This is a genomic window from Streptomyces sp. NPDC096311, from assembly GCF_044763085.1.
Lineage (GTDB): Bacteria > Actinomycetota > Actinomycetes > Streptomycetales > Streptomycetaceae > Streptomyces.
Genome location: NZ_JBIWFN010000027.1, coordinates 48,798 through 70,241 on the forward strand (window position 1 = coordinate 48,798; position 21,444 = coordinate 70,241).

Annotated in this window: 27 protein-coding genes; 26 read left to right on the forward strand and 1 reads right to left on the reverse strand. The window is 69.6% G+C overall.

Annotated elements, in window-relative coordinates; all coding sequences use genetic code 11:
* Positions 1-119: 119 nt before the first annotated feature.
* The 26 genes from ACIRA5_RS45725 (at position 120) to ACIRA5_RS45850 (ending at position 20,530) form a co-directional block, all read left to right on the forward strand.
* Entirely contained in the window at positions 120-476 is a 357-nt protein-coding gene (locus ACIRA5_RS45725) for a hypothetical protein (RefSeq protein WP_403702179.1), read from the forward strand.
* 115 nt (positions 477-591) lie between these two features.
* Positions 592-2,094: a hypothetical protein gene (locus ACIRA5_RS45730; RefSeq protein WP_403702181.1), complete on the forward strand. Its 1,503-nt coding sequence runs from the start codon at positions 592-594 to the stop codon at positions 2,092-2,094.
* A gap of 14 nt (positions 2,095-2,108) precedes the next feature.
* Positions 2,109-3,524: a phage portal protein gene (locus tag ACIRA5_RS45735; RefSeq protein WP_403702184.1), complete on the forward strand. Its 1,416-nt coding sequence runs from the start codon at positions 2,109-2,111 to the stop codon at positions 3,522-3,524.
* A gap of 3 nt (positions 3,525-3,527) precedes the next feature.
* A complete protein-coding gene (locus ACIRA5_RS45740) occupies positions 3,528-4,589 on the forward strand; it encodes a hypothetical protein (RefSeq protein WP_403702187.1) in 1,062 nt (353 codons plus the stop codon).
* A gap of 46 nt (positions 4,590-4,635) precedes the next feature.
* Positions 4,636-5,298 (forward strand): hypothetical protein, encoded by a 663-nt coding sequence (locus tag ACIRA5_RS45745; protein ID WP_403702190.1) that lies wholly within the window; start codon positions 4,636-4,638, stop codon positions 5,296-5,298.
* A 45-nt stretch (positions 5,299-5,343) separates the two neighbouring features.
* Positions 5,344-6,300 carry a DUF5309 family protein gene (locus ACIRA5_RS45750; protein WP_403702193.1) on the forward strand — a complete coding sequence of 319 codons (957 nt, stop codon included), beginning with the start codon at positions 5,344-5,346 and terminating at the stop codon, positions 6,298-6,300.
* 13 nt (positions 6,301-6,313) lie between these two features.
* Positions 6,314-6,508 (forward strand): hypothetical protein, encoded by a 195-nt coding sequence (locus ACIRA5_RS45755; RefSeq protein ID WP_403702196.1) that lies wholly within the window; start codon positions 6,314-6,316, stop codon positions 6,506-6,508.
* Between the two features lie 9 nt (positions 6,509-6,517).
* The gene (locus ACIRA5_RS45760; protein WP_403702199.1) at positions 6,518-6,868 is read left to right on the forward strand and encodes a hypothetical protein; all 351 of its coding nucleotides are present in this window, start codon (positions 6,518-6,520) and stop codon (positions 6,866-6,868) included.
* Positions 6,865-7,275, forward strand: coding sequence for a DUF6093 family protein (locus ACIRA5_RS45765; protein WP_403702202.1), 411 nt, complete (start codon positions 6,865-6,867; stop codon positions 7,273-7,275). The genes ACIRA5_RS45760 and ACIRA5_RS45765 overlap by 4 nt, the downstream gene beginning before the upstream one ends.
* A complete protein-coding gene (locus tag ACIRA5_RS45770) occupies positions 7,272-7,673 on the forward strand; it encodes a hypothetical protein (RefSeq protein ID WP_403702204.1) in 402 nt (133 codons plus the stop codon). Before ACIRA5_RS45765 ends, ACIRA5_RS45770 begins: the two co-directional genes overlap by 4 nt.
* Positions 7,674-7,677: 4 nt before the next feature.
* Positions 7,678-8,088, forward strand: a complete 411-nt coding sequence (locus ACIRA5_RS45775; RefSeq protein WP_403702207.1) for a hypothetical protein — start codon at positions 7,678-7,680, stop codon at positions 8,086-8,088.
* A 14-nt stretch (positions 8,089-8,102) separates the two neighbouring features.
* The gene (locus ACIRA5_RS45780) at positions 8,103-8,435 is read left to right on the forward strand and encodes a hypothetical protein (protein ID WP_403702210.1); all 333 of its coding nucleotides are present in this window, start codon (positions 8,103-8,105) and stop codon (positions 8,433-8,435) included.
* Positions 8,436-8,497: 62 nt separating this feature from the next.
* Positions 8,498-8,977 (forward strand): hypothetical protein, encoded by a 480-nt coding sequence (locus ACIRA5_RS45785; RefSeq protein ID WP_403702213.1) that lies wholly within the window; start codon positions 8,498-8,500, stop codon positions 8,975-8,977.
* Positions 8,977-9,498: a hypothetical protein gene (locus tag ACIRA5_RS45790; RefSeq protein ID WP_403702215.1), complete on the forward strand. Its 522-nt coding sequence runs from the start codon at positions 8,977-8,979 to the stop codon at positions 9,496-9,498. Before ACIRA5_RS45785 ends, ACIRA5_RS45790 begins: the two co-directional genes overlap by 1 nt.
* 20 nt (positions 9,499-9,518) lie before the next feature.
* The gene (locus tag ACIRA5_RS45795) at positions 9,519-9,806 is read left to right on the forward strand and encodes a hypothetical protein (protein ID WP_403702218.1); all 288 of its coding nucleotides are present in this window, start codon (positions 9,519-9,521) and stop codon (positions 9,804-9,806) included.
* A 3-nt stretch (positions 9,807-9,809) separates the two neighbouring features.
* Positions 9,810-13,859, forward strand: coding sequence for a phage tail tape measure protein (locus ACIRA5_RS45800; RefSeq protein ID WP_403702221.1), 4,050 nt, complete (start codon positions 9,810-9,812; stop codon positions 13,857-13,859).
* 12 nt (positions 13,860-13,871) lie between these two features.
* Positions 13,872-14,741 carry a hypothetical protein gene (locus ACIRA5_RS45805; protein WP_403702224.1) on the forward strand — a complete coding sequence of 290 codons (870 nt, stop codon included), beginning with the start codon at positions 13,872-13,874 and terminating at the stop codon, positions 14,739-14,741.
* 10 nt (positions 14,742-14,751) lie between these two features.
* Positions 14,752-15,783 carry a hypothetical protein gene (locus tag ACIRA5_RS45810; protein ID WP_403702227.1) on the forward strand — a complete coding sequence of 344 codons (1,032 nt, stop codon included), beginning with the start codon at positions 14,752-14,754 and terminating at the stop codon, positions 15,781-15,783.
* On the forward strand, positions 15,783-16,865 hold the full coding sequence (locus ACIRA5_RS45815; protein ID WP_403702230.1) for a hypothetical protein: 1,083 nt from the start codon (positions 15,783-15,785) through the stop codon (positions 16,863-16,865). Before ACIRA5_RS45810 ends, ACIRA5_RS45815 begins: the two co-directional genes overlap by 1 nt.
* Complete coding sequence (locus ACIRA5_RS45820; protein WP_403702233.1) at positions 16,866-17,609, forward strand: hypothetical protein; 744 nt, start codon at positions 16,866-16,868, stop codon at positions 17,607-17,609.
* A complete protein-coding gene (locus ACIRA5_RS45825; protein WP_403702236.1) occupies positions 17,606-17,821 on the forward strand; it encodes a hypothetical protein in 216 nt (71 codons plus the stop codon). Before ACIRA5_RS45820 ends, ACIRA5_RS45825 begins: the two co-directional genes overlap by 4 nt.
* 63 nt (positions 17,822-17,884) lie before the next feature.
* Positions 17,885-18,730 carry a peptidoglycan-binding protein gene (locus ACIRA5_RS45830; RefSeq protein ID WP_403702238.1) on the forward strand — a complete coding sequence of 282 codons (846 nt, stop codon included), beginning with the start codon at positions 17,885-17,887 and terminating at the stop codon, positions 18,728-18,730.
* A gap of 8 nt (positions 18,731-18,738) precedes the next feature.
* On the forward strand, positions 18,739-19,296 hold the full coding sequence (locus tag ACIRA5_RS45835; protein ID WP_403702241.1) for a 3'-5' exoribonuclease domain-containing protein: 558 nt from the start codon (positions 18,739-18,741) through the stop codon (positions 19,294-19,296).
* Entirely contained in the window at positions 19,289-19,555 is a 267-nt protein-coding gene (locus tag ACIRA5_RS45840; RefSeq protein ID WP_403702243.1) for a hypothetical protein, read from the forward strand. The genes ACIRA5_RS45835 and ACIRA5_RS45840 overlap by 8 nt, the downstream gene beginning before the upstream one ends.
* A gap of 31 nt (positions 19,556-19,586) precedes the next feature.
* On the forward strand, positions 19,587-19,853 hold the full coding sequence (locus tag ACIRA5_RS45845; RefSeq protein WP_403702246.1) for a hypothetical protein: 267 nt from the start codon (positions 19,587-19,589) through the stop codon (positions 19,851-19,853).
* Positions 19,850-20,530 carry a collagen-like protein gene (locus ACIRA5_RS45850; RefSeq protein ID WP_403702249.1) on the forward strand — a complete coding sequence of 227 codons (681 nt, stop codon included), beginning with the start codon at positions 19,850-19,852 and terminating at the stop codon, positions 20,528-20,530. Before ACIRA5_RS45845 ends, ACIRA5_RS45850 begins: the two co-directional genes overlap by 4 nt.
* A 62-nt stretch (positions 20,531-20,592) precedes the next feature.
* Here ACIRA5_RS45850 and ACIRA5_RS45855 read toward each other — a convergent pair whose 3' ends face one another.
* Complete coding sequence (locus tag ACIRA5_RS45855) at positions 20,593-21,444, reverse strand: helix-turn-helix domain-containing protein (protein WP_403702252.1); 852 nt, start codon at positions 21,442-21,444, stop codon at positions 20,593-20,595.

The window sequence follows — 21,444 nt, forward strand, 5'->3', positions numbered from 1 at the left end:
ATATGCCGAAGGGTGGAGCACGCACCAGGTCCGGCCCGGCGCCCGATCCCGACGCGCTGCGGCGTGAACGGGACGCCGGCGAGTGGACGATCCTGCCTGCCGAGGGCCGAGAAGGCGCAATGCCTGAATGGCCGCTCACCGAGCGGACCGAACGCGAGGCCGAACTGTGGGATCGGCTCTGGCAGATGCCGCAGGCCCTCATGTGGGAGCGGTACGGCCAGGAAATTGAGGTGGCGCTGTACGTGCGCCGCCTGGCCGAGGCGGAGGCTCGGGAGTCTTCCGTCGCCCTGTCGACGCTGGTCCGGCAACTGGCCGATTCCCTCGGTCTGTCCACGCCGGGGATGCGCGCCAACCGGTGGCGCGTCGACCGGTCCAGCGAGCAGGACGAGCAGCCGGCCGGGCCCGACACGGTCCCGACCATCGCCCCGAACTCGGCGCGCGCCAGGCTGAGGGCGGTGTCCGGTGGTAGCGGCTGACGACGGGACCTGGTCCCTCGACTTCCCTACCTTGTACGTCGTCCCGGACTGGATTGCCCGGCACTGCCGCCTCCAGTCAGTCGGCGGTCTGGATAACAGGCCGCATCCGTTCGAGATGTACGACTGGCAGCTGCGGATCACGGCCAACCTGTACCGGGTCAGGGCAACCGCCGAGCTCGGCCAGCTGTCGACCGCCTTCCACTACCGGCGGGCGCAGGCGGTGGCACCCCAAAAGTCTGGGAAAGGACCGTGGGCTGCGAGCGTGGTGGCCGCCGAGGCTGTTGGACCGGTTCTGTTCAACGGCTGGGCGCAGGGCGGTGAGAGGTACCGCTGCGCGGATCACCGCTGCGGCTGCGGCTGGCTGTACGAGTACGAGCCGGGGGAGCCGATGGGCCGGCCGTGGAATCAGCCGCTGATCCAGATCACGGCGACGTCCGAGGACCAGACCGACAACACGTACCGGCCGCTGCAGGCGATGATCCGCAACGGGCCATTGTCCGAAGTGATGAAGGTCGGGGAGCAGTTCATCCGGCTGCCCAACGACGGCCGGATCGACGTCGTGACCTCCAGTGCCCAGTCTCGCCTGGGCAACCCGATCACGTTCGCCGTGATGGACGAGACCGGAATCTGGACCGAGGGCAACGGCATGACGAAGGTCGCGACCACCCAACGGCGCGGCCTGGCGGGCATGTCCGGGCGTTCGCTGGAGACGACGAACGCCTGGGATCCGACAGAGAACGCCGTGGCGCAGAAGACCGCGGAGACCAAGGTCGAGGACGTCTACCGGTACCACCGGCTGCCGCCGAAAGGCCTGTCGTACACCAACAAGGCCGAGCGGCGTCGGATCCACGGCGCCGTGTACCTGGGCAGCACGCACATCGACCTCGACGCCATCGAGGGCGAGGCCGCCGAGCTGCTGGAGAAGGAGCCGGCGGAGGCGGAGCGCTTCTACGGCAACCGGATCACCGCCGGTATGGGTGCCTGGCTTCTGCAAGACCGCTGGGACGCCCGCATCGCCCTGGAGGACGTGCCGGACGGTACGACCCTCGTTCTGGGCTTCGACGGCTCCGATGTCGACGACTGGACCGGCATCAGGGCCGAGACCCTGGACGGCTACCAGTTCACCCCCACCTACGGCCCCGACAACAGGCCGTGCATCTGGAACCCGGAGGAGTGGGATGGCCAGGTGCCGCGCCTCGAGGTCGACGCTGCCGTAGACGAACTCATGGGCCGCTACAACGTCGTCCGCTTCTATTGCGATCCGCCGTACTGGACCAGCGAGGTCGCCGCGTGGCAGGCCCGCTACGGCGAGAAGCGCGTCACCGAGTGGCAGACCTACCGAGTCGTGCAGATGCATGCGGCCTGCGAGCAGCTGCTGACGGACGTCACGAAGAAGGACACGACGTTCCGGCATGACGGATGTGAGTCCACGTCCATCCATGTCCGGAACGCCCGCAAGGCGGCCCGACCGGCGAAGCGTTACGTCCTGCGCAAGGCAACGCACGTCCAGAAGATCGACCTTGCCGTGATCTCGACCCTCGCCCACGAGGCCGCATGCGACGCCATCGCCGCCGGCCTGAACAAGCCGAAGCGGAAATCCACCGTCATCGTCCTGTGAAAGGGGGTGCAGCCGTGGAAGCCAAGGACCGCACCCCTGCCGACTGGGTGGCCTACCTCGCCCGCGTCCATGAGGGCCTTCAGTCGGGCCTGGAAGACCTGAACCGGTACTACGAGGGCAAACAGGAACTGTCCTACCTCAATCCGGAGCTGCTCGAGGAGCTCGGGGACCAGATCCGGCAGGTGGTCATCAACTGGCCCTCCCTGGTGGTGGACTCCCTCGAGGAGCGCCTGGACGTCGAGGGGTTCCGGTACGCCGACGACGAGTCCGCGGCCGAGGACCTGTGGGCGATCTGGCAGGCCAACGGCATGGACGAGAAGTCCCAGCAGGCCCACGTGGACGCCCTGGTGATGCGGCGGTCCTTCCTCGTGGTCGGGACGAACGAGAAGGACGCTTCTATGCCGCTGGTCACGGTCGAATCGCCGCTGCAGATGCAGGTCGACCGCGACCCGCGGACCCGGTGCGTGCGGGCGGCCCTGAAGCGGTGGCACGAGCAGGACCCGATCACCGACGCCGTCACGGACCGGTACGCGGCCCTGTACCTGCCCGACGAGACGGTCTACTACCGGCAGACGTCGGTGACGTCCTGGGCGGAGACGGAACGCGATCAGCACAAGCTGGGTCAGGTCCCGGTCGTTCCGCTGGTGAACCGCGGTCGCATCATGAAGCCGAACGGCGTCTCCGAGCTGGCGCGCGTGCTGCCCCTCAGTGACGCCGCCTGCAAGATCGCCACGGACATGATGGTGTCCGCCGAGTTCCACGCCGTCCCCAGGCGCGTGGCGTTCGGCGTCGACGAGGAAGACTTCGTCGACCAGAACGGCAACAAGGTCTCCAAGTGGTCCCGCATCGCCGGCCGCATCTGGGCCATGTCCAAGAAGAAGGGCGGCGAGGACGGCGCCGACGTCGTCCAGTTCCCCGAAGCCCAGCTCAGCAACTTCCACGCCACCATCGAGCTGCTCGCCCGGCTCGTCGGCGGACTGGCGGGCCTGCCGCCTCACTTCCTGGGCCTGGACACGAACAATCCGCCCTCCGCGGACGCCATCCGGTCCGCAGAGACGCGCCTGGTGAAGCGAGCCGAGCGCCGCCAACGGTCGTTCGGCGGCTCATATGAGGACATGAACCGGCTGATCCTGCGCTTCCGCGACAAGAGCTGGGATCCGCGGGCGATGAACCTGGAGACGCTCTGGCGGGACCCCAGCACGCCGACGTTCGCGCAGAAGGCGGACGCCATCGTGAAGCTGGTGCAGGCGAACATCCTGCCCGTCGAGCAGGGCCGCGAGGACCTCGGCTACACCGCGGTGCAGCGGCAGCGGATGCGGCAGATGGACGACGACGCCCTCGGACGGGCCATGGGCGGCGACCTGGCCGCCGGATACGGGCCCAAACCGGACCAGGGAGCGGCGGACGTGGCGCCGCCCGGAGCGGCGTAGGCCATGGTCGACCAGGCCCTGCGCGCGATCGCACTCGACCAGTACCGGCGCCAGCAGGTCATCGTCCGAATGGCCGTCAACCGCGTTCAGGCGATCTGGCAGCAGATCGACCGCGGCGACATCACGGGCTCCTGGCAGCAGCTCTCCCCGATGCTCATGGGCGCCGTCATCGACGCCCAGACCCAGGCCGCTCGGCTCGCCGATCCGTACCTCGACGCCGTCCTGGCCGCCGAGGGCGCGGACCCGACGGCCGAGGGGCGGGTCGTGCCCGGATCGCTCGCCGGGACGGCCTCCGACGGCCGCCCGCTGCTGTCCCTGCTCTACCAGCCGGTCATCGACTGGAAGGTGCGGATGCTGGCCGGGCAGTCGATGCAGGACGCGGCCCGAGGCGCCCTGTCCAGCGCGCTGCGGATCACCTCAACGCAGGTTGCGGATGCTGGGCGCGGGGCGACGAGTGTGGGGATGGCAGGGCGGCGCACGATCCAGGGCTACGTGCGGGTGGTGCAGCCTCCGGCCTGCGCCCGGTGCGTGATCCTGGCGGGCAAGGAGTACGGCTGGAACTCGGGCTTTCAGCGGCATCCACGGTGCGACTGCATCCACCTGCCGACCACGCTGATCGCCCGCCACCAGCACCGAGACCGGATCGGGTCGGACAGCTTCTCGCCGACGACCAGGCCGGGCAGCGGATCGCCCGGGTTCATCGACCCGCGCACCTACTTCAACGGCCTGTCCCGGGCGGAGCAGGACCGCGTCTTCGGCGAGGCCGGCGCACGGGCAATCCGTGAGGGCGGCGACATGGGCCAGATCGTCAACGCCCGCCGCGGCATGTACACCGCCGACGCCTACGGCCGCCGCCTGGGAGCAACCCGCGAGGGCGCGACGACGCGAGGCGCCTTCTACCGGCAGGAACGGGCTCGGGACATCGCCCGCGGCCGGGTGCCCGCCAACATCGGGCGCCAGTACCGGCTGACGACGCCCCGCCTGATGCCCGAGGAGATCTTCCGGCTCGCCGAAAGCCGGGACGAGGCGCTCGTCATGCTGCGGCGCTTCGGCTACCTGACCTGACCGCGGTGCAACGCCGCGGTCCCAACCTCCTGCAACGGGAGCCGTAATGAGTACACCGACCCCGACCGAACCGATCACGGATCCGGCAGCGGGCAACCCGCCGCCCGTTCCGGCAGTCCCGCCCGAGCCGCAGCCGCCGGCCGATCCCGCCACGCCGCCCTCGGGCGGCGACGGGGATCCCCAGCTCGGCCCGGCGGGAGAAAAGGCCCTGGCGGAGTGGAAGAAGCGCGCCAAGGAAGCCGAGCAGCTCACCAAGGACCAGGCCGCGCGCCTCAAGACGTTCGAGGACGCCCAGAAGACCGAGGCGGAGCGGCAGGCCGACGCTCTCAAGGCGGCGGAGACCCGCGCGGAGACGGCGACACGCCTCGCCGTGTCCTCCAAGGTCGAGGCGCTGGCGGCGGGCCGCTTCCAGGACCCTCAGGACGCCGTCGACGCGCTGTCTGGCGGCTCCTACGTCAGCGAGGACGGCGCAGTCGACGCGGCCGCCATCACGACGGCCCTGGACGACCTGCTGACCCGCAAGCCGCACTGGGCGGCAGGGGAGCCCGGCCCGCGCACACCGCGCCCGGATCCCGCCCAGGGCGCCCGTCCGGGCACTCCCCCCAACCTCCCGCAGCGCATCGCGGAAGCGGAGCAGGCGGGCAACACCAAGCTCGCGCTGGCGCTCAAGACGCAGCAGCTGCGCGAGATCAAGCAACCAGGCAAGTAAGGGCAGGCCGCAGGCCACGCCCTCACCCTCAGGAAGGAGCCCTCAATGGGCGCAGTCAGCGGGCAGGGCACGACCTACAACCTGCCGAACTACCACGGGCAGCTGTACTCGGTCACCCCGACCGAGACCCCGTTCCTCGCCGCGATCGGCGGCCTGTCGGGCGGCAAGCGGACCAAGTCCGTCGAGTTCGAGTGGCAGACCATCGACCGCCGGGCGTCGACCGCGAACAACTCCGTCGTGGAAGGCGCCGCCGCACCGACCGGCGTGGCCCGCTCGCGCGCGGCCGTCTCGAACGTCGTCGAGATCCACCAGTCCGCCGTCGAGGTGTCCTACACCCGGCAGGCCGCGACCGGCATGTACTCGGGCATCAACATCGGCATGGACGACAACCCCATCGACGACGAGCTCACCGCGCAGATTTCGGCCGAGCTGGAGTCCATGGCGGTCGACGTCGAGCTGTCGTTCCTGTCCGGCGCCTACCAGAAGCCGGCGAACAACTCGACGGCCCGCCGCACCCGTGGCCTGCTCACGGCGATCACGACCAACGTGAACGCCAACGGCGGCACCCCGCGGGCCCTGTCCAAGGCGATTGTGGACGCGACCCTGTCCACGATGTTCGCCAGCGGCGCGAAGCTGCCGCAGGACTCCACCGTGCTGATGACGGGCCCCGGCCAGAAGGTCAACCTCTCGAACCTCTACACCACGGCCACGCTGAACCAGCCGACGATGACCCGCAACATCGGTGGCGTCGCCGTCGACACGCTGGTCACCGACTTCGGCACCTTCGGCGTCATGCTCAACCGCTGGATGCCCACCGGGCAGATCGCGGTCGTCGACCTCTCGGTCTGCGCCCCGGTGTGGCTGGAGATCCCCGGCAAGGGCCTGCTGTTCGCCGAGCCGATCGCCAAGGTGGGCGCCTCGGAGAAGTGGCAGCTGTACGGGGAGGTCGGCCTCGAGTACGGCGCCGAGTCCTACCACGGCATCATCAAGGACCTCTCGTAAGGAGACCGCCGTCATGGCAACGTTCACCAGCAGCAAGTACCCGGCCCTGACCCTGCAGGACGACAAGGGGATCTGGGCCCAGTTCGAGGACGGCGAGTTCGAGACTTCGGACGCCGGCGTCATCAAGCGGCTGCGGGCCATCCCGGAAGACGAGGGCATCGCCGAGGCCAAGGCCCCCGCCAAGTCCGCCGGCGGCGACGACAAGTAGGAGGCGGCCGTGGCACTGGCGACCCTCATGGACCTGGCGGACCGGCTCGGCCGAGACCTGACGGCCTCCGAGGAGCGTCGGGCCACCGCCTGGCTCACCGACGCCTCTGCCCTGATCCTGGCCCGGTTCCCGCAGTACGCCAGCCTGCCCACGGACATCTCCACCAAGGTGTGCTGCGCGATGGTGCTGCGGGTCCTGACGAACCCGGACGGGAAGCGCCAGGAGGCCGTGGACGACTACTCGTACACGGTCGACTCGTCACGCTCGCGCGGCGAGGTCTATCTCTCCGACGACGAGGCGGCCGAGCTGCGGCCCCAGCCTGGCGGCGGCGCGTTCAGCATCGTGCTGGGGGCCACGTGAACGTCGACGGCGCCCTCGCATCGGGCCGCGCGGCAGCCGAGGACCGCATGCGGGACACGGTGCGCCTGTACACGCAGGGCCCCGATGTCTTCGACCGCAGCAACGGCACCACGGTGTCGGGGCCGCAGTCGGAGCTGTACGCGGGCAAGGCCCGAGTGAAGTCCGTCGCGGCGGCCACCGGCGTGGACACCGAGGCTGGCGAGCGGGAAGTCCTGCTGCGCGAGTACGAGGTGTCCCTGCCCTGGAGTACGCCTCTCCCGCCCGGCACGCGGGTCCTGCCGGGGGCCCGTATCGAGGTCACGGCCTCACCGGATGCCCGCATGGTCGGGCTGCTCCTGTGGGTGCTCAGCGCCTCGTTCAGCGACCAGTCCACAGCGTGGCGGATTAGAGTGGAGGACCGATCGTGAGCGGTGCCCAATTCGACATGCGCGATGTGCGGCGCCTGGAGGCGCACCTCGCCCGGGTCGTCCCCCGGGCCCGCCGGGACACCCGCGCGGTGGTCGTGCGGGGCGCGTTGAACATCAAGAAGGACTGGCGGGCCAACGCCCGTGCGTCCGCGCCGAAGCACGCCCCGCACTACCCGAAGTCGATCGGCTACGACATCGCCGGCTACGGCCGGGACATCGTCATGGCGACGATCGGCCCCGACAAGGGCGGCCCGCAGGGAGCGCTCGGCAACCTGCTGGAGTACGGCTCGGTGAAGAACCCGCCGCACCGGGACGGCGGCCGCGCCCTGGACGTCGAGGAGCCGCGCTTCGAGGCCCAGCTCGCCCTGATCGCCGAACGCGGCCTGGCCTGGTGGTGAGCAGATGAGTACACCGGCCGTCCTGCCGCACGTGGACGCGGTGCAGGCCGCGCTCGAGGACGCGGGCCTGACCGTCTATCTCGGCGGCGCGCCCACCGCCTCCAGCTGGTCGCCGCCGGAGCTGTACGTCGTGCTCTACCCGGAGCCCGGCGCGGCTGTGCGGGAGTCCCTCGCGGACGAGCGCACCGACTTCACCACGACCTTCCAGATCACCTGTGTGGGCGGCTCGATGGAGCGTGCGCTGTGGGCGGCTGACAAGGCCCGCAGCGCGTTGTCGGCGCCGCTGGCGGTGGCAGGGCGGACCACGTGGCGGCCGGAGGATCTGGGCGGGCCTCCGGTGCAGCGCGACGACGACACCAATCCGCCGTCCTGGTTCGTGCCGGTGCAGTACCGGCTGATGTCCATGCCCGCCTGACAGGAGATCCCCTCATGGCACTTCTCGCCCAACAGGCCATTGCGCGCGCAGGCCTGACCCCGACCTACTCGGCCGCCGCCGCGTCCACCACGGTGACGTGCGGCGACCGCTCGTTCCTGCACGTCAAGAACACCAACGGCAGCTCGATGACCGTCACGGTCACGGCGACCGCCCAGGTCGACGGCCAGCCCGTGACCGATCTCGTGGTCACGGTCCCCGCGACCACGGGCGACAAGATGATCGGCCCGCTCACCAGCAAGCTCTTCGCCTCCGCCGCGGACGGCGTGAGCGCGTCGATCACCTACTCGTCGACGACCAGCGTCACCGTCGCCAGCCTCGTCATCTGACGCTCCCCCGTCCCGCTCCGCCCCGTTGACCGGGGCTTTTTTTATGCCCCGAGGAGGGCCCCATGTCCGATCTGATCAACGACGGAATGACCAAGGTGGTCTGGGCGTCGACCATCGCCAACATCAACGCCCCGACCACGACCGAGCTGAACGCGGGCGCCGACTACACGCCGCGCATCACCCCGGACGGCCTCAAGCTCGACCCCAGCACGGCAGACGTCGACACGAGCTCGCTGGCGAGCACCTTCGACACCAAGACCGTCGGCCGGATCTCCTACGACACAGAGGTCACCTTCAAGCGCGGCACCACCGGCGGCGAGGACCTGCCGTACACGACGCTGAAGTACGGCGTCAGCGGCTACCTGGTCGTGCGCCGCGGCGTCGCCTACGCCACCGCCTGGGCCACGTCGCAGAAGTGCGAGGTGTACCCGATCACCTGCGGCGAGCCGATGAACAACGCCCCCGCCTCCAACGAGGTCATGAAGTTCACCTCGCCCATGAAGGTGACCTCGGCTCCGGCGACCGCCGCGACGGTGGCCTGATGCCCAAGAGCATCGAGGACATCCTCAAGGCCGCCAAGCCCCGCGAGAAGACCGTCAAGATCTGCGTCCGGGGCGACCTGGCGGGCGAGGCCGAACGCCTGCAGGACGAGCTGTCGCAGGTCTCGGAGGACTGGGAACCGGCAGACCTCACCGCCGTGCACCCGGGGCGCGCGATCGCCGAGCAGCTCAAGGCGGTGCACGCGCAGGTGCGGGAGGCCGAGGAGCCGTTCACGCTGCGGTACATCGGCGACCGGGCGTACTCGGACCTGCTGGCCGCGCACCCGGCGGACAACGACCAGGAGGCGTTCAACAGCGTCACGTTCCCGCGGGCTCTGGTCGCCGCCTCGTGCGTCCAGCCGGAGATGACGGAAGAGCAGGTCATCGAGCTGTTCGAGGTCATCAACGAGGGCGAGATCAAGAAGCTGTTCGACGCCGCCTGGGACGTCCACAACAGCAGTGACGTCATCCCTTTCTCGCTGGCCGCCTCCGCACTCCTGGCCTCCCTCATCGACGGGAAGTAGAGGCGGCACGCTCCTGGGGCGTGCCGCGCTCCGTGTTCCTCGGGCGGGTCGTCGGCGACGGCGAGCCGCTGTGGCTGCCCGAGGACCGGTGGTGGGCTCTCGCCCTCGCCGAGGTCGAGGCGGACGCCTGCCCCGACTGCGGCCAGCGGTGGAGCGAGGCCACCGCCCCGGACAACGAGGACGCCTACAGGGCGGACCTCGTGAAGTGCCACGCCTGCGCGATCTCAGCAAAAGCAGTCCGTGCCCACCAGGACGGCAAGGGCGACACCGACGGCCTGCATGTGAACGTCGAACGCGACCGGAGGTGACCTGTGGCGACCCGTACTGTCACCGTCCGGCTGCGCGCCGACATCAGCAGCTACACCCGCGGCATGCGCACGGCAGCCGACCAGACCTCTCGCCTGGCGGGCGCCGGCGCAGCCGTGGGCACGGCAATGATCACCGGCTTCGCTATCGCCGCGGCGGCCGCCGCAAAGTTCGACAAGGCCCTGTCGAACGTCCGCGCGGTGACCGGGGCGTCATCCAAGGACATGAGCAAGCTCCGGGCGGCGGCCCTGGAGGCAGGCAAGAGCACCTCGTTCACGGCCACGGAGGCCGCCAACGCAGAGGCCGAACTCGCGCGCGCCGGCGTCTCCGTCGCCAACATCACCGGTGGCGCCCTGAAGGGTTCCCTGGCCCTGGCGGCGTCCGGACAGATGGACCTGGCCGACTCCGCGGTCATCAGCGCGCAGGCGATGAACACCTTCGGCCTGAAGGGCAAGGACGTCACGCACATCGCCGACGTCCTCTCGGCCGGCGCCAACAAGAGCGCCGCCGACGTCCACGGGCTCGGCATGTCCCTGCGGATGGGCGGCCTGCTCGCCCACCAGACCGGCCTGAGCCTGGAAGACACCGTGGGCACCCTGTCCGCGTTCGCCGACCACGCCCTGATCGGCTCGGACGCCGGTACCTCGCTCAAGGTCATGCTGCAGAGGCTCGTCCCGCAGTCGGACGAGGCCAAGGCCGCCATGAGCAAGATCGGATTCTCGGCCTACGACGCCTCGGGCAAGTTCGTCGGCCTGTCCGAGCTCGCGGGCCGCATGAAGACGTCGTTCAGCAAGCTCACGCCAGAGGCCCGCAACTCGGCCATGGCAACGATCTTCGGTGCGGACGCCGTCCGCTCGGCGACGATCCTGTACGAGCTCGGCTCCGAGGGCATCGACAAGTACGTCAAGAGCGTCAACGACCAGGGCGCCGCCGGCCGTATGGCCGCCATCCAGACCGACAACCTCGTCGGCGACCTGGAACGCCTCCGGGGCGCCATCGAGGTGGCGCTCATCGAGGGCGGCTCGGCAGCCAACGGGGCCCTGCGCACCATGACGCAGTGGATCACGAAGGCCGTGAACGCCTACAGCAGTCTCCCCCCGGAGCTGCAGAAGGCCGTCACGCTCCTGACCGGCGTCGGGGGCGCCGCCACCCTCGCGGTCACCGGCTTCGTGCTCCTGCTGCCCCGGATCGCCTCGACCCGGGCCGCGATGGCGTCCATGGGTATCACGGCCGCACGGACCCGCACGGCGATGATGCGACTCGGGCAGATCGGCGCCGTCGTCGCCGGCCTGGAGCTGGTGTCATACGCCGCACACCAGATCACCGACCAGTTCAAGGACGCGCCGCCGTCGGTATCGAAGATGGCCAACAGCCTCGTCGACCTCGGCAAGAGCGGGAAGGTCGGCGGCGAGGCAGCACGGATCTTCGGGAAGAACCTCGATGGCTTCGGCAAGGCCGTCCAGCGTGTCGCCCACCCGACCGGGGCGAACCGGGCGACCGACATCGTCAACTCACTGACGCTGGGGCTGACCGAAGGCGTTGCCGAGTCGGACATTGCTCTGCAGGATGCCCGGGACCAGATCAAGTCGGTCGACGATGCGCTGGCGGGGCTGGTGTCGGGCGGGGCTGCGGACACCGCCGCGGACGCGTTCGCGAAGCTGTCGATCGAGGCCCAGGCCCAGGGCACGTCGACCGAGAAGCTGATGACGCTGCTGCCCGGCTACTCGGACGCGCTGGCGTCCACGGACACGCAGTCGAAGCTCACCGCCGACTCGCAGGCGAAGCTCGGCGCCGCGGCAGGGCTGACGGCCAACGAGATGCAGGACCAGCGGACCGAGGCCGAGAAGCTGACGGACGCCCTGAACACGCTGAACGGCGTGGCCATCAACTCCGCCGAGGCAGAGATCTCCTTCCGGCAGAGCGTGGCCGACCTCAACAGCGCCGTGAAGGACAACGGCCACTCGCTGAACGTCTCCACCGAGGCAGGCCGCAAAGTGAAGGGCGCGTTCCTCGACGCGGCCAAGGCCGCCATGGCGCACGCCCAGGCGGTCGCCGAGCAGAAGGGCAGCCAGGAAGCCGGGCAGGCCGTCCTCTCGAAGGACATCGACCTGCTGAAGAAGGACATGCTGGCGCGTGGCTTCTCCAAGGACGCGGTCAACGCTCTCGCCGCGGCCTACCTGAAGCTGCCCGACAACGTATCGACAAAGGTCGACGTGAAGACGCAGGGCGCAGTCAGGGACCTGCAGATCGTCCAGGACAAGCTCCGCGGCACCAAGGGCCGGACCGTGACGGTCAACGCCCTCACCAAGACCGCCGAGCAGAACCTCAAGGATCTGGGCTTCAAGGTCACGCACATGAAGAACGGGAAGGTGTCGATCACCATCCCGACCGGCCCGCCGAAGAACGCGATCGGCATCATTCAGGGCGCGATCAACAACATGTCGGGCAAGACCCTCGGTATCGGCGTCTACACCGTCGAGCACTACAAGAAGGTCCAGGAAGGCCCGCACATCCCGGGCATCACCAAGAATGCCCGGGGTGGGCTGATCGGCCGGTACGCGGACGGCGGGACGGTGCAGGTCATCCCGTTCGGCGGGGCGGTCAGGGGCCCGGGGACGGGCACCTCGGACAGTATCCCGGCGCTGGTCTCGAACGGCGAGTACGTCATCAAGGCGGACGCAGTCCGCAAGTACGGCGTGGCCATGTTCGACCGGCTCAACGCCAAGCGGTACGCGTCCGGCGGCCTGGCCGGCTTCAACTACGCCCCGGCCGCGCAGGCGGTACTGGGTGGCCCGTCGGACGCGAAGAGCCGGTACGACAAGGCCGTCGAGGCCCTCAAGAAGGCCTGGGACGACCTCAACACAGCGGTGAAGGACGCCAAGAAGAAGGCCGACGCCCTCAAGGACGCTGAGAAGAACCTCGCCCGGGTCCGCCACGGTCACCACACGGCGGCCCAGCTGCGGGCCGCCGAGTCTCGCGTCGACAAGGCGAAGTCGGCGAAGAAGGCGTCCGACGCGACCGTCCGCAAGGAGCGCGGGGACGTCAACGCCGCCGACAAGGCCCTCGGCGTGAAGAAGGGGGCGAAGGCGCCCGGCGGCTTCAACCTGGCGGCCTACGAGACACAGCTGAACAAGTCGGTGGCCGCGACGGAGAAGTGGCGCGGCAACCTCAACAAGATCGGCAAGCGGGGCGGCAAGGAACTGCAGACGCTCCTCGAGGGGATGGGCGAGGACGGCTACGCCCTCGTCAACTCCCTCGCCGGCGCCTCGGACAAGCAGTTCAAGAGCATCACGACGAAGCTGCAAAAGACCGGGGAGCTCGCCAAGGCGACCCTGCAGGACTTCACCAAGCAGCTCGGCGCGTCGACGGCGGAGAATCAGCAGTTCGCCAAGGATCTACAGACCCTCGCCTCACAAGGCTTCGGCGACCTCGCCCAGGCCCTGGCCGCGCAGGGCGACTCCAACGCCCAGACCCTCGCCCACCAGGCGGCGGGCAGCAAGACGCAGGCCGCGTCCGCCAACGCGGCTGTGGGCAAGGCGCAGAACACGCTCACCGGCGATGACCTCGCCAACAGCCTGGTCCTGCTGTCCACCCTGCGCGGCGGACCAGGCCGCGGATACGCCGACCTGATCGCGGCAGGCCTGGACCCCGCGACCATCAAGGCGTTGGTGCCGAAGATGACCGCACAGATCGGCTCGTTGCCCGCACCGAACAAGGCGACGTTCGTGCGGCAGTGGGTCGCCCAGGGCGGCAAGGCGATGGCGGCCGGCGGGATCCTGTCCAGGCCAACGATGGTCCTCGGCGGGGAGGCTGGCGACCGCGAGTCGTGGATCCCCTGGAATGGCTCGGCGCGCTCGAGGGCGCTGCTCGCCAAGACGGCTTCCGCGATGGGCTACCGGCTCACCCCGGCGGGCCGGTACGCGGGCGGTCCGGTGTCCGCGGCGGCCATGGCCCGGGAGGTCACCCGGCAGATCACGGTGAACCTGTATGGCGCCAAGCAGACCACCGCCGAGCAGGCGATGGACGTTGCCCGGCACATGGCGTTCGTCGGCTGAGAGGAGGTACGGGTGGCCTACATCCCAGGTACGGACATGGACGGCCGTCAGGCCACGCTCGGCACGCTGCGCCTCGGCGCGGTCGACAGCTCGGGGGTGGCCTGGTTCCTGCAGGGCGTGGAGGGTTGGGACAGCCCCGAGGTGCGGGCCGAGCTGCAGGACCGGGAGGCGGATCACGGCTCGTGGGCCTCGACCGTCTACCTCGGGTCCCGGCCCATCACCCTGACGGGGACGGTGGAGGCGCCGGACCGTGCCTCCCTCGATGGCGCGCTGGACCAGCTGTACGCGGCGGCGGCCCTGACGGACACGACGCTGACGGTGTGGGAGGCCACTCCCAAGCAGGCGACCGTCAGACGGTCCGGGAAGGTGCTGGCGCAGTACGTCACCGACCGCGTCGCCACCTACAGCGTGCTCGTGACGGCCGCCGATCCGCGCCGGTACAGCACCACGCTGCAGTCCGGGACGACGGGGCTGCCGGCCACGACCGGTGGTCTGACGTTCCCGGTCGCGTTTCCGATCACGTTCTCGGCGACGACAGTGTCCGGGCAGATCAATGCGGCGAACTCTGGCTCGATGGACACCAGGCCGGTGCTGACGATCGCCGGGCCCGTCGTGGCGCCCGTGGTCTCCGCCCTCTACGCGGACGGCACGGTGCGGCAGCTCATCTACTCCCTGGATCTGGCCAGTGGCGACGTCCTCACCATCGACACCGATGCCCACACCGTGATCTTGAACGGCAGCACGTCGAGGCGCCGTTTCATGACCGTCCCGTCCGGCTGGCCCACCGTCCCGGCGGCCAGCAGCGTCAACTACCAGTTCCAGTCCGGGACCTACAACGCGCTCGCGATGCTGACCGCCACGTGGCGCTCGGCGTGGATGTGAGGAGGCAGTTATGCCGGTAGACGTATGGGCAATCGACAGCCTCACGTTCTCGGGCCTGGAGGCCCGCAATGTCGAGGCCATGACGGTTATGGCGAACGGCAGCGCGCTCGGCTCGGTGTCCGGCGTCCGGCCCGGCGACCCGGGCCTCACGGTCACCCTGGCCGGTACGACGATCAACTGCAGCGCGGGCGTGGCCGCGGTCGCCTACAGCGGCCAGGGCGTGTACCGGGTCGCCTTCCCGTCATCGGTGTCCCCGGGTACGTACACGGCCCCGCACGCCACCCTCAACCGCATCGACCTCGTATATCTGCGGGTGTGGGACACCAGCGTCGACGCGTCCGGCCTGAACAAGGGGGACATCGTCTACCTGGCGGGCACTCCGTCGTCGACGCCGGTCGCCCCGACTCCGGCGGGCACGCAGATCTACATGCCGCTCGCCACGATCAGCGTGCTGTCCGTGTCGAACGGCAGCACCGCCTCCGTGTCGACCGCGGTCCGCCCGAACACCGTGGCCCCGGGCGGCATCCTGCCCAGCTCGGCCGCCCCGTCCAGCCCATATACGGGCCAGTACTACGACAACGGCACCGACCTGCTCCGCTGGAACGGCAGCTCCTGGGACACGTACTACAAAGTGCCGGCCGCCTGGATCCCGTACACCCCGGTGTGGACCGGATCCACCACCAACCCGAACGTGGGCGCCAACGGCACTCTGATCGGCCGGTACCAGAAGATCGGCCGCGACGTGCGGTTTCACATCAACCTCACCTGCGGGACGAACACCACCTTCGGCTCCGGCAATTACAACTGGACGCTGCCGTTCACGGCCGCCAACTTGGGCGCCAGCATGATCGGCGTCGCCCAGCTGCTCGGCACGAACCGGTGGGCAGGACAGATCGTGGTCTCGCCCACGGCAACGAGCATCAGCACGTTCTTCCCGCCCGCCTTGGGTGACTGCCGACTGGCCTTCCACAGCGGGACAGTGCCGGAGACCATGAACAGCACCACCCAGGTCCGCATCACCGGCTCCTACGAGTCGGTCTGATGACGGAGACGCCCTATCAGCTCGCCTGGTACGGCTGCGACCTGGGGACGGGCGGCATCGTCGAGGACCTGCCCTCCCTCAAGCCGACCGGGGCGCTGGCAAGGAAACTGGGCGACTCGACAACGCTGCAGTTCGACCTCAACCTGCCCGGGGCTGCCGCGAACTGGGATGAGGCGACCGTGCCGGGCAGCAGTCTGCTGGTCGCCGTCGACACCGCCACCGACACCCCGGTGTGGGGCGGTGCAGTCCTGACCAGAGATGCCGGGAGCGTGCAGAGCGTGCAGCTCGGCGCGGCCACCCTGGAGCGTTACCTGAACAGCCGGTACCCCGGGGCTCAGACCCTCGTCGGCACCGACCAGGCCGCCGTCATTTCCGCACTCGTGACACCGGCCCTCACCGCCGGGCCGCCGATCGCCATCGACGCCCCCAGCACTGGAGTGGTCATGGACTACTACGTCCAGGACGGCGACGACAAGACGATCCTGTCGTGCCTGCAGGAGGTCATGGGCCTGGACGGCGGCCCCGAGTGGACGATCGACGTCGTCTGGAACGCCAGCCATTCGGGGTTCCAGTTCCCACTCCGTGTCCGCCCGAAGATCGGCATCCAGACCGCCACGACGGTGACGTTCGACTTCCCGGGCTGCGTCTCGACGTACACGCTCTCCGAGTCCTACGAGGACGGAAAGGGAGCCACCGTCGTCCTGGCCCGAGGCGAGGGCGAGGGATCATCTCGGCTCACGTCCAGCCCGCACGAGGCGACCGCGCTCCTCGCCGCAGGCTGGCCGCGCTGGGAGTACCGCTTCACCCCGGCGACAGGCGTGACGGACCCTGACCAGCTCGACGCGCACGCCGCACAGTCGCTGGCCCTCATGCAGCAAGGCGCCCAGGTGTGGACGCTCGAGGCGGTCGCTTCCCGCTCGCCCCGGCTCGGCCGGGACTGGGGGCTCGGCGACACCATCCACCTCGCCGTCGAACGCTCGCCCCGTCACCCGCAGGGCACCGACACCGTGGCCCGCTGCTGGTCGTGGGAGCTCGACCCGGGCGCCGACCGCGTCCGGCCCATCCTGGTAGAGGAGGGCTGAATGCCCCGCCAGATCGACCAACTCCCGCCGGACGCCACCTCGCTGGCGCGCCGCCTGGCCGCGCTCGAGCGCGAGGTGAAAGAGCTGCGGGCCGCGCGCCGGATGACGGCTGCGTCCGTCGGCACCCTCAAGGTGTACGCGGACGACGGAACGACCCTGCTGGCAGAGCTGGGCCCAGAGGCCGGCGCCGACGGTGGTGGCGGGCTGTGGACGCGCGGCCTACAGGACCCGATCAACATGAGCGCCTACCTGTCCTCCGGGCAGCTGCAGTTCCGACCTGTCGAGGACAACCGGGTCGCGATGCCCGCGGGCATCACCTACGACTCGGACGCCTTCCAGTACACCGACCTGATCCTGACCTCCGGGAACGTCGCCCCGTCCGCCCACCGGGCCATGCTCACGCTGGAGTCGACGTTCGAGGGCGGCAGCCCCTACGTGTACGTGCAGGCCGAGAACTCCAACCAGTGCAACATGGACGTCCTCGGCGTCTTCACCGCCTCGAACATCGCCTACGGCACTATCAACATCACCCCGTCCCCCAACGTGCCGACCTCGTTCACCATCGGCGGCCTGAGCCTGAAGGGCACGACCTTCACCGCGTTCGTCACCGCGCAGACGACCGTGCCTGGCACCCAGGTCACCGGCGTCGGCGTCCAGAACGTCAGCGCAACCGGCCTCACGGTGTGGCTGACCCGCACCAACAACACGAGCACCGGAATCAGCTGGATGGTGGTCGCCGTATGAGCACGCCAGCGCCCGTCCTCGAGCCCGCCCTGTACTACGCCGTCACCGCCCGCGACAACAACCCCGAGTGCCGAAACTTCGACACGACCTGGGATGTCAACCCGTTCTACTCCAACGACGGCATCCACTACTACGTGCAGTGCGGCATCTGCCGCCAGAACATGGAGATCCTCACCGCGACCCTCCTCGACCCCCAGCCCGAGTTCTCCTGACCTCAGCACCACCCCGCAGCCCCGAGCCTGATGGCCGGGGCTTTCGTCATTTTTGGAGAGTCCATGCCTGACCTGTGGATGCCGAGTGCGACCCGGCATGCCGTCGGCAACACCGGGGCGATGAACGGCGGCCCCGCGCGGGCCGTCTGGCACATCACCAGCAACGAGCACGACTGGACGTTCAAGAACGAACTCGGCTGGTTCACCGGCGGCGGCGCCGATGTCGCCCCCCACCTGCTGTGGGAACCGTTCACCGGGGAGATCGCGCAGTTCTTCCCCGCCGACAGCCGCAGTCTCTCCTTGCAGAACGCGGGCGCCGTTAAGACGAACCGCACCGGCAAGTACTGCGTGCAGATCGAGACGGTGTTCACCGCAGATGAGACCGTCAACGGCAAGAAGTACGCCACCGTTCGGGACACTCCATGCAAGGGCCTCGACGGCATCATGGCGTGGCTGCGGAGCCTCGGCATCGCCGACACGTGGCCCGGAGGCGCCCCCACCGCGTTCGCCCGCGACACTGTCTCCCTCGACACGTGGACGAGCCGCGGCGGGCACTACGGCCACAACCAGATCCCCGGCAACAGCCACGTCGACCCGGGCCCGATGCCGAACCTTTTCGCGACCGCGCCGAAGCCTGCCACGCCGCCCGCGAAGCCGAAGGACGAGCCGTTCCCCGGCACCAGCTTCTTCACCGCCGGACGCAAGTCCCCGATCATCGCCGCGATGCACAAGCGGCTCGTCGCCGAGGGCTGCAACAAGTACTCCAGCTCGGCCAACGCCGACGTGTGGGGGCCCGGCGACGTCCGCTCGTATGCCGCCTGGCAGCGCAAGCTCGGCTACGCCGGAAGCGGCGCCGACGGAACACCCGGCCCAACCTCGTGGGGCCGCCTCCACGTCCCCAACGTCTGAGGTGAGCCGTGACGGACCTGTTCTACGATCTCGAATTCCTGGAGGACGGCCGGACCATCGAGCTGATCTCCATCGGCATGGTGTGCGACGACGGCCGCGAGTACTACGCCGTCAACCGGGACATGCCCGTCCGGAAGATCCGGAAGCACGCGTGGCTGATGGAGAACGTCGTACCGGGCCTGCCGAAGGGGCACGGAGACCGGCGGAACCACGTACCGAAGTCCTGGCTGTTCGACTACGCCGACCCGGTCGTGAAGCGTCGCGATCAAATCGCGGACGACGTCATGGACTTCATCCGCGCCGCCGGACCGGACGTCGAACTGTGGGCGAACTACGGCGCCTACGACCACGTCTGCCTCGCTCAACTCTGGGGGCCGATGATCGCCCTCCCCGACGGGGTGCCGATGTTCACCCACGACATCCAGCAGGAACGCGCCCGGCTCGGCTTCCGCTGGGACGACCTGCCGCAGCAGGAATCCGGCGAGCACAACGCGCTCGCCGACGCCCGCCACAACCAGACCGTCCGGCGCTGGCTCGCCGAGCAGAAGGAGACTGACCATGTCTGAGATCAACCTGCCCAACGTCAACACCGTCGTGAAGACCGCCGCAACCTACGGCCGCGACCTCGCCGAGCGCACCCTCTCCACGTTCGTCGTCGCGGCGTCTGGCGTCGGCGTCGCCGCGGGACCGGCCGACATGTTCCACGCGAGCTTCTGGCAGACCATGGGCGCGGCCGGAGTCGCCGCCGGGGGCTCCCTGCTCAAGGGCATGCTCGCCAGAGCGTTCGGCACAAAGAACAGCGCGTCGCTGGCCAAGGGCGTCTGACCCTGCACGATGCGAGCGTCTTGGAGGTGGCATGGACGCCGCCCTCGTCACAGCCCTCGGCGTGATCGGCAGCGCCGTCGTGGCCGGGGCGGCAGCCATGTACGGATCCCGGATCTCGGGGCGCGCCCAACGGGAGGGCAACGCGGTGAACGGCTTCAACAGCCTCACGGACCAGCTGCAGGAAGAGCGCAAGGAGCTGCGCACCGAGGTGGCCACGCTCAAGCTAGAACTCGCGGAAGAGCGGGCAGAGTCGGCGCGGCTCCGGCTGATCGTGCAGACGCTGGGAGGCACCTCATGACGCGCGCCGAACGGGTGCTCGCCCGCCGGTGGAAGCCGATGGCTCTCCTGGCCTTCCTGTTGGCGCTCACCGGCGCCGTGCTCCTGGTGTACGTGCGCGTCCAGGCCGAGGCCACGCGCGCCGACCAGCTGGCCGCCGAGGCGGACCTGCGCGGCACCGCCGTATCAACGCTCGCCGGGGACGTCCGGGCATTGCGCCAGCAGGTCAAGGCCAAGGGCGGCACGCCGGTTGCCCCGGACCCCACCACGGCCGTCAAGGACCTGCCCGACCGCGCTGAGGTGCCGGTGCCCATTCCTGGACCGCCGGGGCCGAAGGGCGACCCGGGCCCGTCAGGCACGCCAGGCCCGTCGGGATCGCCCGGGACGAACGGGAAGTCCGGAACGGCCGGGCAGCCGGGCAGTGCAGGAAGCCCCGGAGCGGTCGGCCCCACCGGGCCGGCAGGACCAGCCGGACCCCAGGGCCCTCGGGGTGAGACCGGACCGCAGGGCGAGCAAGGACCGCAGGGAGAGCAGGGGCCCGCAGGCCCGGCCTGTCCCGACGGGTACAGCCTCCAGGCGCCCGCCTCCGACCCAGACGCCCTCATCTGCCGCCGCGATGGCGCCCCCCAGCCGACACCGCAGAAGGGTGGAGGCCTGCTGTCGATGGGCCTCGTGCCCAGCCGGCGCCAGTACGCGTGACCCCCCTGACAAGCGGCCCCGCCTTCCTTCGGGAGGGCGGGGCCGCTTTCGTGCGTCCAGGGTCAGTGCAGTGCGCCGAGAGCCTTCACGATCAGGGCACGCGCATCCGCGCCGTACACCGCCGTGCCGCGCAGCTGCTCGAACGCCTTCACGTACAGGGCGATCTCGGATGGCTGCGTCACCTGCACGCGGGCCGCCAGCAGTTCGACCGAGACGAGCGTCTCGTCGTACACGTGGAACAGCTCTTGCGGCCACAGGGAGCGCTCCGCGGTCGCGCTGGGGATGATGCCAAGCGACACCTGCGGCAAGGCGCCGGCGGTGAGCAGGTAGCCGAGCTGGGCAGCCATCGCGTCCTGGTCGCCGAGCCGGTAGTACAGCACTGGTTCCTCAATGACCATGGCGAACCGGTGCCCCGGTTCGTGGATGATCCGGGACCGTTCGAGCCGGGCGGCCACCGCGTCGGCGACGTCGTCTGGGATGTCCCGGAAGCGGGTGATCGACGTCATCAGCCCGCGCGCGTACCCCTCGGTCTGGAGCAGGCCGGGCACCATGGTCGGCGAGTAGACCCGGAACAGTTTCGTCGACTTGAACAGCGGGACATAGCTGTGCTGCAGCTGCTTCAATCCGGTGCGAACCTTGCGCCGCCACTCGACGTACATCGACTCGGCGGTGCGGGACTGAGCGATGATGTCGTCCGCCTGCCCAGCTACGCCGCAGGCCTCACACCAGCGACGGATGTCGTCTGGCGACGGCGGGGTGCGGGCGCCTTCGATCCTGTACGTCTTCGGATGGGACCAGCCGCAGCGTGCGGCCAGCTCAGGCCCGGTAATTCCGGCGTCGGCGCGGAGTTCTTTCAGGCGTCCGGCGACTGCTTCGCGGGCGGCCTGGGCCGAGGATGACGGAGAGGTGGGCAT